Genomic DNA, 13,608 nt, shown 5'->3' with positions numbered 1-13,608 from the left:
AGGAGAAGCACCATGAAAGCGTGTTGGATATTGTGCCTGGTTACCACCCTCAGCGCGACGGCGGCCTGGGCCGAATCACCGCTGAAGAGCCTGCAGTTCGAGCAACAAAAGCAGCTGGTGTTAAAAGCGGTGAAGGAAAAATGTGCCCCGAAGCCCCCCCTGAGCGATACCGATTTTGCCAATAAAATCCTCGCCTCTCAGGCAAACCAGGAGTATGTCCGGGAGGCCACGCTGGCGAAAGAGCGAAATAACCAGCAGGGTTATCAGGCAGCCATCGATAAAATCAGCTGCCCGGAAACGTAATCACTTTAGCTTCGCCGCCAACGCTTTCCAGTCGAACGGTACCAGCTGTGCATAGTTCAGGTCGCGTGCGGCCATGCTCTGCGGCAGCTGGCGTTGCGCCTGGGCCGTCGCCCGGCTCATCAGCCCTGCGCCCCCCGCATCACGCAGCGTTTTCACCACCTCTTCCATCTCCTCACTGCGGCGAATACCGTGTTCAGCCACCCGGCTAATCAGATATCCCGGAAACGCGTCGTTCCAGCCCAGCGACGGAAAACTGGCGTGCAGCGATGCCAGTACCTGCTCTTCCACCCCATATTCGCGGGCGGCGAACAGGCATTCGGTCGTCAACGCTTCCAGGCCTTTGATCATCACGCTCCGGCACATTTTAATGGCCGACACCTTGCCCACCTCATCCGCGCCGTAACGAGCGTTCAGCCCCAGGGCGCTTAAGCGTTCCGTGAGTGCGCGAGCCTGCGCCCCCCCGATCAGCAACGGCGTGCTCAGCCGCGCCGGCGGTACCGGCGCCATGACCGCCACATCGAGATAGGCCCCGGGCAAAAAGCGATTGACCGCGATACGTTTAGTTTCAGGGGCCACCGAGTTCAAATCGAGGAAAAACTGGCCTTCGCGTACGTATTCGGCTGCTGCCAGCGCGACTTCCAGCGCCGAGCCGGCGGTCACGGTGGAGAAGATAAGCGCAGCACCCTCCAGCGCCTGGGCAAGCGAGTCCGCAACCCGGACGCCAGCGAGATGCGCTTTTTCCCGCATCGCTGCGCGCTCTGCGCCCTGAAGCTTGCGGTCCCAGATGGTAACGTCATTTTCCCGTGCCAAATCACCCGCCAGAATCCCGCCCGCTTCGCCAAAACCAATAAATGTTATTGCCGTCATCATTGCTCCTTATGCGGCCAGACCCTGGCCGGAATACAGACTTCGCCGGAAAACAGCAGGCGGGCGGTACGCAGCAGACCGCAGCCCGCCAGTTCACCCTGCGCGTCGCGCCGCAGGGCAACGCTGAACTCGCCGCTGGGGTGCTCAACGCTGATAAGCGGATTGTCGCCCACCCGCGCCAGCCCCTCGGCGACCGAACCGGGGATCAGGCAGGCGCTGGCGACGCTGACTGCGCCAAATACGCCAATCGACGCATGGCAGCGGTGAGGGATAAAGGTCCGGCTGGAAATCGCGCCACCGTCGCGCGGCTCGGCGAGCAGGGTCATTTTCGGTACCGTACGCCGGGCAACATCGCCCAGATTCATTCGTGGGCCGGCCTGCAGGCGTATCGACTCCAGCCGCTGTTTCAGCTCGCTATCGTTATCCAGCTGTTCACGGGTTTCATAGCCGCTTCGCCCAAGGTCGCGGGCACGTAACAAAATCACCGGCATACCGTTATCGATGCAGGTCACCTCGATGCCGTCGAAGCGATCAATGGCGTTGCCGGTTGGCAGCAGCGCGCCGCAGCTGGAACCTGCGACATCAAGAAAATTCAGTACGATTTGGCTGGCATACCCCGGCACCCCATCAATACGCGTCCCACCCGCATACTCCACGCCATCTTCATCGCAAGGCACCTCAGCGATAGCCGTCTGACCGGTATTTTCCATAAATATTCGCACCTGGGTCAGCGGCGCCGCGTGGGCCACCAGGCCGCGCTCAATCGCGAACGGCCCGACGGCGGCGAGAATATTGCCGCAGTTCTGCCCGTAATCGACCACGGCGCTATCGACGTTAACCTGAGCAAACAGGTAATCGACGTCAGCGTCTGGTCGCGCGGAGCGACGGATAATCGCCACTTTGCTGGTCAGCGGATCGGCGCCGCCGATGCCGTCAATCTGTCTGGCGTCCGGCGAGCCCATCGCCGCCAGCAGCACCTCATCGCGCTGCGCGGGGTCTGACGGCAGATCGTCCGCCAGGAAACAGGCGGCTTTCGAGGTGCCGCCGCGCATCAGCAGGCAGGGTATCTTGCGTTGCGCCATCTTAGCCCTCCACATCGTCCGCATTGTCGTAGTAACGCAGCCCCTTTTCCGCCAGACGCGGACGCATGGCGTAGATATCCAGTCCCAGCTCGCCGTCGCGCAGCCGATCGCGCTTCGCCATTTCATTAGCCATTCGGGTTTCCGCTTTGGCCAGCACCGTGCGGGCTTGTGCATGCGGTACGACCACGACGCCGTCGTCATCCGCCACCACCACATCGCCGGGGGTAACCAGTTGCCCGGCGCAGACAACCGGGACGTTGACCGATCCCAACGTCTCTTTCACCGTCCCCTGGGCATAGACCTGGCGCGACCACACGGCAAAGCCCATTTCTCGCAGGGTATGCGAGTCGCGGATCCCGATATCGCCCACCAGGCCTATCACGCCCCGTGATTGCAGCGACGTTGCCAGCAGGTCACCGAAGAAGCCATCGCCGCAGGGCGAGGTCGGGGCCACGACCAGAATATCGCCCGCGCGACACTGCTCGACCGCCACGTGGAACATCCAGTTGTCGCCCGGCGTCACCAGCACCGTTACGGCGTTCCCCGCCCGGCTGACGCCTTGCTGAATCGGGCGAATGGCTGGAGCCATCAATCCCTGCCGATCGTGCGCTTCATGAATCGTTGCCACCCCAGCTGTTGCAAACTGCTGTAACGTCGCCGCGTCGTGGCGCGGCAGATTACGGACAACAATGCCTTTTTTATTCAACAGGTTCATGCCAGATTCTCCGTCACCCGCGGGAAGATGCTCTGATATGCTTCGCCGTGAACGATATCGCGGGCGGCGGTAATGCCAATATTGCGTTTCGCCTGCACGCCGCGCTGCAGCGCAACCCGGGTGTAGTACTCCCAGAGATGCTCCTGGCCCTGCATACACTGAATAGCCTGATATTTTTTCTCCCACACGCTGGTGATATCCAGCAAGACATCCGGCTGCCAGTGGCACTGTTCCGGCTGGTGCGGCTCAAAGCAGTAAACCGGCGGCGCGGCAACGATCTTTTCGCCGGGACGATAGCCTTCTGCCTGGGCAATGATCCGCGCTTCCTGGGCCAGATTAGAGGCCATCGGATGGTCGTAGTTGTAGGGGTCCTGCAGCGAGTGAGTCAGGACAAAGTGCGGCTGCACGCGACGATAAACATCGGCCAGACGGAACAGCGTCTCTTTATCGGCGCGCAGAGGATAATCGCCGATATCAAAGAACTCGACGCTGGCGCCGAGGATATCGGCGGCGGCCTGCGCCTCTTGCTGGCGGATCTGCTTCACCGTCTCTTCGGTCATGTTGCCTTTGCGCCACAATTTGGCCGATTCGCCACGCTCGCCGAACGACAGGCAGACAATATGGACCTGGTAGCCCTGGCTGGCGTGCAGGGCAATCGCCCCGCCAGCGCGCCAGACGAAATCGGCAGAGTGGGCGCTGACGACAAGGGCACTTTTTTCGCTATGCGGATGAGACATGATGGCTTCCTCTGTTGTTTTTTTCAGCTTGTCATGTCCCGGGGTCCGCGGGTAATTCGTTAACTTGCGAAGGCTATGATTTTTATTTATGTTGTAGGAAAGCTCACAACCTGGCGCCTGGTACAGAATGTTGAAGAGAAAATACGATAAGACGATAAATATCATGCAGCTACGCTTCTTCTGCCAGGTCGCTCAGCGCGGTAGCGTCTCGCGTGCCGCTGATGACTTATTTCGTACACAGTCGGCGATCACCCGGGCAATCCGCGATCTGGAAGCGGCGCTGAACGTGACGCTATTCGAGCGCCACTACAGCGGGATGGTGGCGACAGAGTACGGTAAATGTATTCTGCCGCGCGCCCTGCGCGCGATCGGTGATTTACAGGCGATTCCCGCCCTGTTGCACAAGCTGAAAGCCCGCGCCTCATCGGCGCTGCCGGACGCCGGCTGGCTGTTTAATACCCGGCGGCTGGAGATTTTTCTGCAGCTCTACCATGTCAACCACACGCAGACCGTCGCCACGCAGCTGGGTATCACCCAGCCGGCGGTCAGCGCGGCGCTGAAAATTCTGGAAAAAGGCGCCGATTCCGCGCTGTTTCGCCGGACACCGGAAGGCGTCCGCCCGACGCCGGCAGCAGACCTGCTGTACCCGCCCATCAGCCGGGCACTCAACGAGCTGGAGAATATCTGGAGCGATCTTGCCGCCCGTCGGGGGGTGCTTGAGGGTAGCGTGCGCATCGGCGCCCTGCCGCTCAGCCGTACCCGGCTGCTGCCTGCGGCGATTAGCGCCTTTCTGGCGCATCATCCGGGGATTATGGTGATGACCAACGAAAGTCCGTATGAGTCGTTGGTTTCCGACATGCGCGCGGGGCACATCGATTTTATTATCGGCGCGCTGCGTCAGGATGAAGAGCTGCCGGACCTGAGCTGCGAGGCGCTGTTTGAGGAAGATATGTTGATTCTTCTGCGCAACGAGCACCCGCTGCTTCGCCACCCCGACCCACTGAGTCAGCTAGCGGCCGCGCAATGGGTACTGCCACGCTCGAATGCTCCGGCACGACGCCTGCTGGAGCGGGCGTTTCTGACATTGGGATTACCTTTGCCGCAGCCAACCGTGGAGACAGGAGATGCGGCGATGGTGCGCGGCCTGCTACGCGACTCTGATATGCTGGCGGCAGTTTCCGCCAGCCAGATGTGTTTCGAAATCGACAATGGCCTGCTGACCGTCCTGCCGGTGCAACTGCCGGATACCACCCGCCGCATCGGGCTAACCTTCCGCGCGGGCAGTTTGCCGTCGCCGGCGACCCAGGCACTGCTCAGCTTTATCCAGCGGCAGGTCGCGCAAGGTTAACGGGTTCCGGCCACCGAGTAAGTCACCTGCTGATTTCGCGTTTTCTGGAACTCTTCCAGCGTCTGTCCGCGCATGGCGGCGTAGATATGCAGGTTGGATACGCCCACCACCGCCCCCATTTTCTCCAGCAGGAAAAAGCTGGCGCCGTACTGAATCAGCCCACGCCAGTCGCGCTCGTCGAGCAGACGTTGCTCCTCTTCGCTGAGCCCCGCTTCGGCGTAAAGCGCCTGCGGTTGCTTGAGAAAACGCTCGCGCCAGGCGGGCTGGATCAACTGGTGGAGGAAACTGTTCAACCGCAGGCTATTCAGGCTCCGTTCATGGGTGAACGGATAGGTCCCCGGCAGCTTTTCTACGCCAGCCAGCTGCTGTGCCATGTGCTGACGATGGCGGCTAAGGGTATCCACCGGCGGAGTGCGGGCATTATTTTCCAGAATCAGGGTGGCGATGCCGGTCATTGACGGCAGGTAGTAGTCACGCCAGGTTTCAGTCACATTCGCCGACAGCGCGCCGCGCATGACCAGCCACATAATCACTTCAGACCCTTCCATCCCCCCAAGCGTGGCGTACTCGCCAAGCGTTATTTCAGCCAGCTTTTCCGGATCATTAACCAGCATATCAACGAACTGCGCGTCCCACTGCGGATTGTTGAAACCGCAGCGCTCGCCATGCACCTGATGCGACAGGCCCCCGGTCGCGACGATCGCCACGTTGATATCTTGCGGGTAGCTTTCGATCGCCCGGCGCAGCGCCTGGCCAAGCTTGTAGCAGCGCCGGGCGCTGGGCACCGGGAATTGCAACACGCCGATTTGCAATGGGATCACCCGCGTCGGCCATCCCGTCTCCTGCTGCCACGGCAGCAGCGCCGAAAGCGGAGAGAACAGGCCGTGGTCGAGCTTTTTGTTCATAAAGAACGACATATCAAACTCGTCCGCCATCAGGCTCGCGCCAATATGCCTGGAGAGCGCCGCATCGCCTTTTACCGGCGGCAGATCGCGCGGGCCACCCCCTTCGTCTGCCACATCGTATTCGTTATCAATCCCGAGCGTAAACGTCGAGTAGTGGTCGAAGAAAAAGGCGGTCACATGGTCATTAAAGATATAGACCAGCGCATCCGGTTTTTTCTCATCAAGCCAGCGCTGCAGCGGCTCAAAGCTCTGGAAAATAGGTGCCCATGCCGCGTCCTGCTGTTTGTGATGATCGACGGCAAAGCCGATGGTCGGGGTATGAGAAACGGCGATCCCGCCGAGTATTCTGGCCATAAGGTAACTCCACTTATCGGTTATGCAACGTTTGCGACAGCGCGTTCAGATCCGCCTCTGTTTGCCGAGGCTTAGGGTGGTTCATACGGTGCAGTAAAATCGCGATCCCCGCCAGGCAGGCCGGTAGCGCCAGCACCAAAAATATTGAAGAGTGGCCCGGTACGGCGAGCATAATCACGCCACCGAGGGTAGAGCTAAGTATTGCTCCGCTACGGCCAATACCGTGCATCCAGCTAACGCCGGTGGCGCGAATTTCGGTCTGATAGTAGGCCGGCGAGTAGGCCTGCAGGCCATTTTGCGCGCCGTTAATACACATGCCGCTGATAAAGATCAGCACCGCCAGCGCCGCCGAGCCGAAGTCCATCAGCCCCTGGGTTAACAGACACATACAGCCGAGGAAATAGGTCACCGCAATCACCGCTTTTGCCGAGCCGCGGTCCATCAGATAACCGACAAGGATCCCCCCCAGCGGGCCGCCCAGCTGGAACAGACCGGTGATAATCGCCGCCTGCTGCAGCGACAATCCACCAGAACGTAAAATCGTGGGCAGCCAGCCGTTGAGCAGATAAATCACAAACAGCCCCATAAAATAGGTCAGCCACAGGGCGAGCGTGCCGCGCGCATAGCCGTTGCGAAACAGCTGCGCCACCTTACTGCGCCGTGAGATTTGCGGCGCATTGAGCTGAAAGACGGTGCTGCTATCGAAGCTGCCGCCCAGACGGTTGAGGACCCGGGCAATATGCTCACCCGGTAAGCGACGCGCCACCATATTCATCGCCGACTCCGGCAGCATGACGACCATGAACGGCAGCACCACCAGCGGCAGTACGCCGCCGAATATCAGCGCCGAATGCCAGCTGTAATGCGACAGCAGACCCGCGGCGATAAAGCCGCCCAGCCCGGAGCCGACGTTAAAGCCGCTGTACATCAGGGTGATCATCAGCCCCTTACGACGTTCGGGCATATATTCCGCCACCAGCGTCACGCAGTTGGGCATCACCGCCCCCAGCCCCAGCCCGGTGAGAAAGCGCATCAGCGCCAGCTGTGACGGGCTCTGCGCCAGCGCGGCGGCAAGGCTGAAGAGAGCAAAAAAGGCCACCGACCACAGCAGAATACGCTTGCGACCGTAACGATCGGAAAGCGGGCCGGCAACCAGCGCGCCGAGGGCTACGCCAAACATGGCGGCCCCGAGGATCGGCCCCATTTCGGCCCGACTGATGCCCCAGTCTTCAATCAGAGCCGGGGCGATAAAACCCATCACCGCCGCGTCGTAGCCATCAAGCATAATGATGACAAAACACAGCAGCAGGACGTTCCACTGAAAACGTGAGATCGGTCGGGCATCGATCCACGACTTCACGTCGACAACACGAGGGTGATTCATAGGGTGACTTCCTTAAGCAGGCGATACGAATGTTCTGGTTAATGATTTTTGGTATTGAACTTTCGTATTCAACTTAAGGTAGTCACCGGGCGCTGTCCGGTTCAAAAAACCGGCGGCAGCTATGAGTTCTGTTTATATTGTGAAGTGGGCAGCAAAAAGGTCGGTATAAAAAAACCCGCGGTGTTAAAGCCGCGGGTCGAGGTTCAGAAGGGGCGCTTAGCGCTTCGGAATAATTAAATCACCGCGCAACATGCTGCCGCCGAGCATCTGGGTTTTTTCCGTCAGCCAGCTGACGATGCGTGCCGCCATGGCGTCCATCGAATACTCAATTGCCGGGATGGTCGGAATACCGGGCAGCTGTAACGATCCGGCCAGGCTGAACACCATGACTTTTTCCGGCACCGCCCGGTTGAACGCCAGCAGCTGCGGCACAATATGCTGAGCCTGTTGCTCGTCGGCAACCAGTAACGCATTGAAATTCAAGGTGGTCGCATTGTTCACCAGTTCCTGCACCGCCACCGACGGCGATGTGCTGTCGAGGAATACCAGGTTGCGATTAAACGGCAGGAAATTTTTTTCCAGCGCATGTTTGTAGCCCAGCAAAACCTGGTCGGCAAAGCCGCTCCCTTCCGGATGAATTAACGCAATCTGTCGCCGCCCCTGGCTAATCAGGTAGTTACAGGCCGTTTCCGCCGCAAATGCGTGGTCAAACTGAATATTGTTCACCCCTTCGCTTTCCAGGCAGTCAATCAGCGCCACATCCGGCCGGTCGATATTTAATGGAAACCGCGCGCCGATAATCAACACATCATCACACAGGCCGCAGCTGAGCTCTTCAAGGGCGCTCATCACGCCGGCGCGCGTGTTGGCAAAGCGCAGCAGCAGATGCTTCTGATGCAGGCTCAGCTGTTTTTCCAGAGCATACAGATAGCTGGTCGTTTGATTAATATTGTCCTGAGCACAAATCACGCCGATACAGCCGGTGCTCTGGCTAAGCAGCGACTGGGCTATCATATTGGGTCGGTAATTGAGTTCTTCTGCCGCCTGCAGTACCGCCTGACGGCTGGCCTCTTTGACGCCGCGCGAACCGCTCAAAACCCGAGAGACGGTGGCTTTGGACACCCCTGCTAAACGTGATACATCATTGATTGTAGACATCATTATCCCCTGACAGGGCGCGTCCGATCCCTGTACATCCCCGGCCCTGAATCGCTTCAATTATAACCATCGCCAGTATATCCGTTTCCCTTTTCATTTGGAAACCGATTTTCCGTTTCATGGAAAAACATCGCCAAACCGGCTGAAATCTGTGAGCAGAATCCAATTAATTAGCGCTATAAGGAGAAGATCTTGACAGTCATCACAGTTCTGTTTTTTATGAATGGAAACCGGTTTCCGTCTGATATCAAATCATCCACGCAATAACTTTTTACATTTTGAGGATGAGTGTCGATGTACAAGATTATGCTGTGCTGCTCTGCCGGGATGTCCACAAGTTTGCTGGTCAGGAAGATGGTCGACGTGGCGAAAGAACGTAACCTGCCGGTGCAGATTGACGCCTACGGCGTTTCCGAATTTGACATGCAGTTTCCGCAGTATCAGGTGGTACTTCTTGGTCCGCAGGTGAAATACATGTTGAAAACATTGTCAGAAAAAGCCGCCTCCCTGAATATTCCGGTCCAGCCTATTAATGCCATGGACTACGGGATGCAACGGGGAGATAACGTCCTGGATTATGCGCTGTCGCTGATTAATCCGGCGCAATAAGAGGTGTGCAAATGAGCTCTCTGTATCAGTCCATGATTGCCGTGATCGAGCAATCTATTACTCCGCTGGCAGGACGCCTTGGGCAGCAGAAGTATGTTATCGCTATTCGCGATGGCTTCACTGCCGCATTGCCGTTTATGATCATCGGCTCTTTCATGCTGGTATTTATCTTTCCTCCCTTTTCACCGGATACCACCAATGGTTTTGCCCGCGGCTGGCTCGATTTCTCGCAGCAGTACCGCGAACAGCTGATGCTGCCGTTCAACCTCAGCATGGGGGTGATGACGTTCTTTATCTCCGTCGGTATTGGCGCCAGTCTGGGACGCCAGTTTCAACTCGACCCGGTGATGTCCGGCCTGCTGGCATTCATGGCCTTTTTACTGGTGGCGGCCCCTTATGCTGACGGTAAAATCTCGACGCAGTACCTGTCAGGTCAGGGGATCTTTACCGCGCTGATTACCGCCATTTACTCCACCCGCGTCTACGCGTGGCTGAAGCAGAACAACATTACCATTCGCCTGCCGAAAGAGGTGCCAACCGGCGTCGCCCGTTCGTTTGAAATCCTGATCCCGGTCCTGGTGGTGATTGGCACCTTGCATCCGCTAAACCTGTTTATCGAAGCCCAGACCGGCATGATCCTGCCGCAGGCGATTATGCACCTGCTGGAACCGCTGGTATCCGCTTCCGACTCCCTGCCCGCGATTCTGCTTTCCGTGCTGATGTGCCAGATCTTCTGGTTTGCCGGGATCCACGGCTCGCTGATTGTCACCGGAATTATGAACCCGTTCTGGATGGCAAACCTGTCGGCAAACCAGGCGGCTCTGGCAGCCGGTGCCGCCCTGCCGCACGTGTATCTGCAAGGTTTCTGGGACCACTATCTGCTGATTGGCGGCGTGGGTTCAACCTTACCGCTGGCCTTCCTGCTGCTGCGTAGCCGCGTGACGCACCTGCGTACCATCGGCAAAATGGGTATCGTGCCCAGCTTCTTTAATATTAATGAGCCGATCCTGTTTGGGGCGCCGATAATTATGAACCCGATGATGTTTATCCCGTTCGTTTTCGTCCCGATGATCAACGCTATCCTGGCCTATGGCGCAACCCGCCTCGGCTGGCTGACGCAGGTCGTGTCGCTGACGCCGTGGACGACCCCAGCACCGATAGGCGCCTCCTGGGCGGCTAACTGGACCTTAAGTCCGGTCATCATGTGCCTCATTTGCATGGTGATGTCAGCGGTTATCTACCTGCCGTTCCTGCGCGCCTATGAACGCTCTTTAATGAAAACTGAAGTAGAAAAAGCAAAAAATAGCGTACCGGTTGCCGAAACCGTCAGCCAGTAATCAGCGGCAATACCGCTGGCGGAATGTTTTCCGTAAAATTTAAATAATAAAATACCATCGTCTCCGAATAATGCGAAAAAGGAATTTTCGCTATATTCTTTAAATAATAAAATTAATCACCTCAGGTAATATTATGATTGATCTAGAAGAAGCGGTAATGGAAATTATCGTGAATGCGGGACAGTCACGCTCATTATGTTTTGAAGCGTTACATGCCGCCCGTAGTGGAAATATTAATGAAGCCAAATTACTCCTGAATGAAGCCGACGGCTACGCCCGCCGCGCGCACCTGATGCAGACCCGGCTCATCGAGCAGGACGCCGGTGAGGCGCGCCAGCCAATGACGTTAATTATGGTGCATGCTCAGGATCATTTAATGAATTCACTGCTAGCGCGTGAATTTTCAGAAGAATTAATTCATTTATACCAGCGTTAATTTATATAAATATTTAACAACTGTGCCCAAAATAAATAAACCAGCTTATCCTGGCGGGATGGCTATTATCTGAATATATGAATTATTAAAAGCGAGATAATTATGAAAACTGTAAAAATGCTGCCATTAGCAATGGCGGTCGTCGCCGCGCTGTGCCCAATTTCCGTACTCGCCCAAGATTTTACTCAGGAACAAATTGACGCCATTGTAGCGAAAGCCGTCGATAAGGCGCTGGCGGATCGTCAGGCTAAAATTGATGCCGCCGCCAATAAGAAAGTGGACGTCATTACCAACCCGCAAACCACCGCCGCTTCGCCGGATATGGCGATTCCGTTCGGCCTCAAGTTTAGCGGCTACGCCCGCTACGGCGCCCAGTTCCAGACGGGCGATCAGAAGTTCGTTGGCGTCGATGGCTCCTATAACGGCGCGTCGGCCATCGGCCGTCTGGGCAACGAAGGCAATGGCGGCGAGTTCCAGATTACCAAAGCCTTTAAGAGCAGCCAGGGCGCCATCTGGGACATCAACGTCATGTTCGATCACTGGAGCGACGAAGTTAACCTCAAGAAGGCCTACGTTGGCGTCACCAACGTGCTGGCATCCAACCCCGGCGCCTATATCTGGGCCGGTCGTGATTTCCACCAGCGTCCACAGCAGGGTATCAACGACTACTTCTGGATGAACCACGACGGCCAGGGCGCCGGGGTGAAAAACTTCGATATCGGCGGTGTCCAGTTCGATGTCGCGGCGGTTTCGCAGGTAGAGTCCTGTAGTCCGGAAGTCATGGCCGACGAAGCTAACCCATCGCGCATTACCTGTACCGGCGGCTCCGGCACCGGCGACGACGGTCACTATGCGCTGACCTCGAAAATTCACAATATGAAAGCGGGCCCGATCGACGTTGAGGTCTATGCCAACTACGGTTTTGATTCCAAAGCCGTGGATGACGATGCCCGACTTGACGCCTGGCAGGGCGGCCTGGTGCTGAGCCATACTAACGACAGCGGCGTCAATAAGGTGATTCTGCGCTACTCGGATAACTCGGATAACAGCGTCTATAACAAGACAGACGACCTGACGGCGATTTACGCCAGCTTCGAGGGGCTCCACAAGTTTACTCAGCAGGCGCAGGTGGAATACCTGCTGGCCTTCCACGATTACGATAACGGCAAAGATGATAGCGATAATCGTAAAAACTACGGGGCGATCGTGCGTCCGATGTACTTCTGGAATGACGTGCATTCGACCTGGCTGGAAGCGGGCTATCAACGCGTAGATTACGATCAGGGCGGAGATAACCACGGCTGGAAACTGACGTTGTCGCAGAATATCGCCATCGGGATGGGGCCGGAATTCCGTCCGATGCTGCGTTTCTACGTCACCGGTGGCCAGGTAGATAATAAACGTACCGCGAAGGTGAACGGCACCAAAGACAGCCAGTTGGATTCGCTGAACGTCGGCGGCATGTTTGAGGCGTGGTTCTGATGCCATAGCTTTCCCCGGAGGCAGCGCGTGACGCGCTTGTCCGGTTAATAAGGTATGTCCCCCCGGTAAGCGTCACGCTACCGGGGAAATCTTATCTCTGACTCAATCGGCGGGCGATGCGCTCAAGCTTGATCATCAGCAGCAGCGTCACCCCCGCCAGCACGATGGTCAGCGCCGAGCCATCGGCAATATTGCCGCGGTCGGTAAGACTGAAGATGGTGACCGGCAGCGTCGTCCAGCCCGGCGGATAAATCATCACCGTGGCCCCCAGCTCCCCCATCGACAGCGACAGACTTAGCGCCAGCGCGGAGATCATCCACGGCGTCATCAGCGGTAAGGTGACATAACGCAGACGATACCACGGCGAGGCGCCAAGGCTGGAGGCGACGTTTTCAATATCCGGCGAAATACGCGCCAGCCCGGTGGAGACGTTGCTGAAGGTAAATGCCGAAATCAGCACGAAGTGCGCCGCCAGTACAATCCAGAAGGTGCCATTCATTCGCAGCGGCCCCTGGCTGAAAGCCACCAGAATCCCTAGCCCCACTGAAACGGAAGGAATCGCACTGGGCAGATAGAACGCCAGCCCGAGATATTTTTGCAGCCGGGCGCTGAACTGACGCAGAGACAGCGCCGCCCACATGCCGCATAACAGGGCGAACAGACTGGCGCAAAAGCCCACCACCAGGCTTGAGAACAGCGAATCCCAGGCCGCGCCGCGAAACGCATTCACGAAGTGTCCGAAGGTAAACCCCGACGGCAGCAGACCGTTCCACTGCTGGCTGAGGCTGGACATCAAAATCACCGCCAGCGGCAGGAAGAAGAACGCGGCAAATAACACTACCGCCAGGGTTCCCGCCGCCGCGCGGCCTTTATGCGACCAAATTAACATCG

14 protein-coding genes are annotated in these 13,608 nt (G+C 57.6%); 6 read left to right on the top strand and 8 right to left on the bottom strand.

Features of this window, described 5'->3' with window-relative positions; genetic code table 11:
• Window positions 1–12 precede the first annotated feature (12 nt).
• Window positions 13–303 (top strand): YicS family protein, encoded by a 291-nt coding sequence (locus tag AC007G_RS13840; RefSeq protein WP_032697035.1) that lies wholly within the window; start codon window positions 13–15, stop codon window positions 301–303.
• Here the strand turns inward: AC007G_RS13840 and AC007G_RS13835 are convergent, their stop codons facing one another.
• From AC007G_RS13835 to AC007G_RS13820, 4 genes are read right to left on the bottom strand one after another with little or no spacing between them, the layout of a single operon-like run.
• Window positions 304–1,170 (bottom strand): NAD(P)-dependent oxidoreductase, encoded by an 867-nt coding sequence (locus AC007G_RS13835; protein ID WP_142630238.1) that lies wholly within the window; start codon window positions 1,168–1,170, stop codon window positions 304–306.
• The gene (locus tag AC007G_RS13830; RefSeq protein WP_142630236.1) at window positions 1,170–2,252 is read right to left on the bottom strand and encodes a 4-oxalomesaconate tautomerase; all 1,083 of its coding nucleotides are present in this window, start codon (window positions 2,250–2,252) and stop codon (window positions 1,170–1,172) included. The genes AC007G_RS13835 and AC007G_RS13830 overlap by 1 nt, the downstream gene beginning before the upstream one ends.
• Window position 2,253: 1 nt before the next feature.
• Window positions 2,254–2,967 (bottom strand): 4-carboxy-4-hydroxy-2-oxoadipate aldolase/oxaloacetate decarboxylase, encoded by a 714-nt coding sequence (locus AC007G_RS13825; RefSeq protein WP_142630234.1) that lies wholly within the window; start codon window positions 2,965–2,967, stop codon window positions 2,254–2,256.
• The gene (locus tag AC007G_RS13820; protein ID WP_032697040.1) at window positions 2,964–3,704 is read right to left on the bottom strand and encodes a PIG-L deacetylase family protein; all 741 of its coding nucleotides are present in this window, start codon (window positions 3,702–3,704) and stop codon (window positions 2,964–2,966) included. Before AC007G_RS13820 ends, AC007G_RS13825 begins: the two co-directional genes overlap by 4 nt.
• Window positions 3,705–3,831: 127 nt before the next feature.
• Here AC007G_RS13820 and AC007G_RS13815 point away from each other — a divergent pair, with 127 nt between their 5' ends.
• Window positions 3,832–5,052 (top strand): LysR family transcriptional regulator, encoded by a 1,221-nt coding sequence (locus AC007G_RS13815; RefSeq protein ID WP_032690211.1) that lies wholly within the window; start codon window positions 3,832–3,834, stop codon window positions 5,050–5,052.
• Here the strand turns inward: AC007G_RS13815 and AC007G_RS13810 are convergent.
• From AC007G_RS13810 to AC007G_RS13800, 3 genes are all read right to left on the bottom strand, one after another.
• Window positions 5,049–6,311: a gallate dioxygenase gene (locus AC007G_RS13810; protein ID WP_479466614.1), complete on the bottom strand. Its 1,263-nt coding sequence runs from the start codon at window positions 6,309–6,311 to the stop codon at window positions 5,049–5,051. The genes AC007G_RS13815 and AC007G_RS13810 overlap by 4 nt on opposite strands.
• A gap of 13 nt (window positions 6,312–6,324) precedes the next feature.
• A complete protein-coding gene (locus tag AC007G_RS13805; RefSeq protein ID WP_032697042.1) occupies window positions 6,325–7,695 on the bottom strand; it encodes an MFS transporter in 1,371 nt (456 codons plus the stop codon).
• A gap of 216 nt (window positions 7,696–7,911) precedes the next feature.
• Window positions 7,912–8,853, bottom strand: coding sequence for a LacI family DNA-binding transcriptional regulator (locus tag AC007G_RS13800; RefSeq protein ID WP_015585487.1), 942 nt, complete (start codon window positions 8,851–8,853; stop codon window positions 7,912–7,914).
• A gap of 294 nt (window positions 8,854–9,147) precedes the next feature.
• Here AC007G_RS13800 and AC007G_RS13795 point away from each other — a divergent pair, with 294 nt between their 5' ends.
• From AC007G_RS13795 to AC007G_RS13780, 4 genes are all read left to right on the top strand, one after another.
• A complete protein-coding gene (locus AC007G_RS13795; protein WP_032690208.1) occupies window positions 9,148–9,462 on the top strand; it encodes a PTS sugar transporter subunit IIB in 315 nt (104 codons plus the stop codon).
• An 11-nt stretch (window positions 9,463–9,473) separates the two neighbouring features.
• A complete protein-coding gene (locus tag AC007G_RS13790) occupies window positions 9,474–10,799 on the top strand; it encodes a PTS sugar transporter subunit IIC (RefSeq protein ID WP_049268341.1) in 1,326 nt (441 codons plus the stop codon).
• Window positions 10,800–10,932: 133 nt separating this feature from the next.
• The gene (locus AC007G_RS13785; RefSeq protein WP_015585486.1) at window positions 10,933–11,235 is read left to right on the top strand and encodes a PTS lactose/cellobiose transporter subunit IIA; all 303 of its coding nucleotides are present in this window, start codon (window positions 10,933–10,935) and stop codon (window positions 11,233–11,235) included.
• Between the two features lie 102 nt (window positions 11,236–11,337).
• Window positions 11,338–12,717, top strand: coding sequence for a carbohydrate porin (locus tag AC007G_RS13780; protein ID WP_099001457.1), 1,380 nt, complete (start codon window positions 11,338–11,340; stop codon window positions 12,715–12,717).
• Window positions 12,718–12,808: 91 nt separating this feature from the next.
• Here AC007G_RS13780 and phnV read toward each other — a convergent pair whose 3' ends face one another.
• Entirely contained in the window at window positions 12,809–13,606 is a 798-nt protein-coding gene (phnV, locus tag AC007G_RS13775; protein ID WP_032697045.1) for a 2-aminoethylphosphonate ABC transport system, membrane component PhnV, read from the bottom strand.
• Between the last annotated feature and the right edge of the window lie 2 nt (window positions 13,607–13,608).

This window comes from Klebsiella sp. CSG-1 (assembly GCF_056521145.1).
Note: the sequence above shows the minus strand (reverse complement) of the source record. Positions and strands in the feature narration are given on the sequence as shown.

Excerpts from the sequence above, each read along its gene's own strand:
- AC007G_RS13840 (WP_032697035.1), top strand. The coding sequence starts at position 13 with ATGAAAGCGTGTTGGATATTGTGCCTGGTTACCACCCTCAGCGCGACG.
- AC007G_RS13835 (WP_142630238.1), bottom strand. The coding sequence starts at position 1,170 with ATGACGGCAATAACATTTATTGGTTTTGGCGAAGCGGGCGGGATTCTG.
- AC007G_RS13830 (WP_142630236.1), bottom strand. The coding sequence starts at position 2,252 with ATGGCGCAACGCAAGATACCCTGCCTGCTGATGCGCGGCGGCACCTCG.
- AC007G_RS13825 (WP_142630234.1), bottom strand. The coding sequence starts at position 2,967 with ATGAACCTGTTGAATAAAAAAGGCATTGTTGTCCGTAATCTGCCGCGC.
- AC007G_RS13820 (WP_032697040.1), bottom strand. The coding sequence starts at position 3,704 with ATGTCTCATCCGCATAGCGAAAAAAGTGCCCTTGTCGTCAGCGCCCAC.
- AC007G_RS13815 (WP_032690211.1), top strand. The coding sequence starts at position 3,832 with ATGTTGAAGAGAAAATACGATAAGACGATAAATATCATGCAGCTACGC.
- AC007G_RS13810 (WP_479466614.1), bottom strand. The coding sequence starts at position 6,311 with ATGGCCAGAATACTCGGCGGGATCGCCGTTTCTCATACCCCGACCATC.
- AC007G_RS13805 (WP_032697042.1), bottom strand. The coding sequence starts at position 7,695 with ATGAATCACCCTCGTGTTGTCGACGTGAAGTCGTGGATCGATGCCCGA.
- AC007G_RS13800 (WP_015585487.1), bottom strand. The coding sequence starts at position 8,853 with ATGTCTACAATCAATGATGTATCACGTTTAGCAGGGGTGTCCAAAGCC.
- AC007G_RS13795 (WP_032690208.1), top strand. The coding sequence starts at position 9,148 with ATGTACAAGATTATGCTGTGCTGCTCTGCCGGGATGTCCACAAGTTTG.
- AC007G_RS13790 (WP_049268341.1), top strand. The coding sequence starts at position 9,474 with ATGAGCTCTCTGTATCAGTCCATGATTGCCGTGATCGAGCAATCTATT.
- AC007G_RS13785 (WP_015585486.1), top strand. The coding sequence starts at position 10,933 with ATGATTGATCTAGAAGAAGCGGTAATGGAAATTATCGTGAATGCGGGA.
- AC007G_RS13780 (WP_099001457.1), top strand. The coding sequence starts at position 11,338 with ATGAAAACTGTAAAAATGCTGCCATTAGCAATGGCGGTCGTCGCCGCG.
- phnV (WP_032697045.1), bottom strand. The coding sequence starts at position 13,606 with ATGTTAATTTGGTCGCATAAAGGCCGCGCGGCGGCGGGAACCCTGGCG.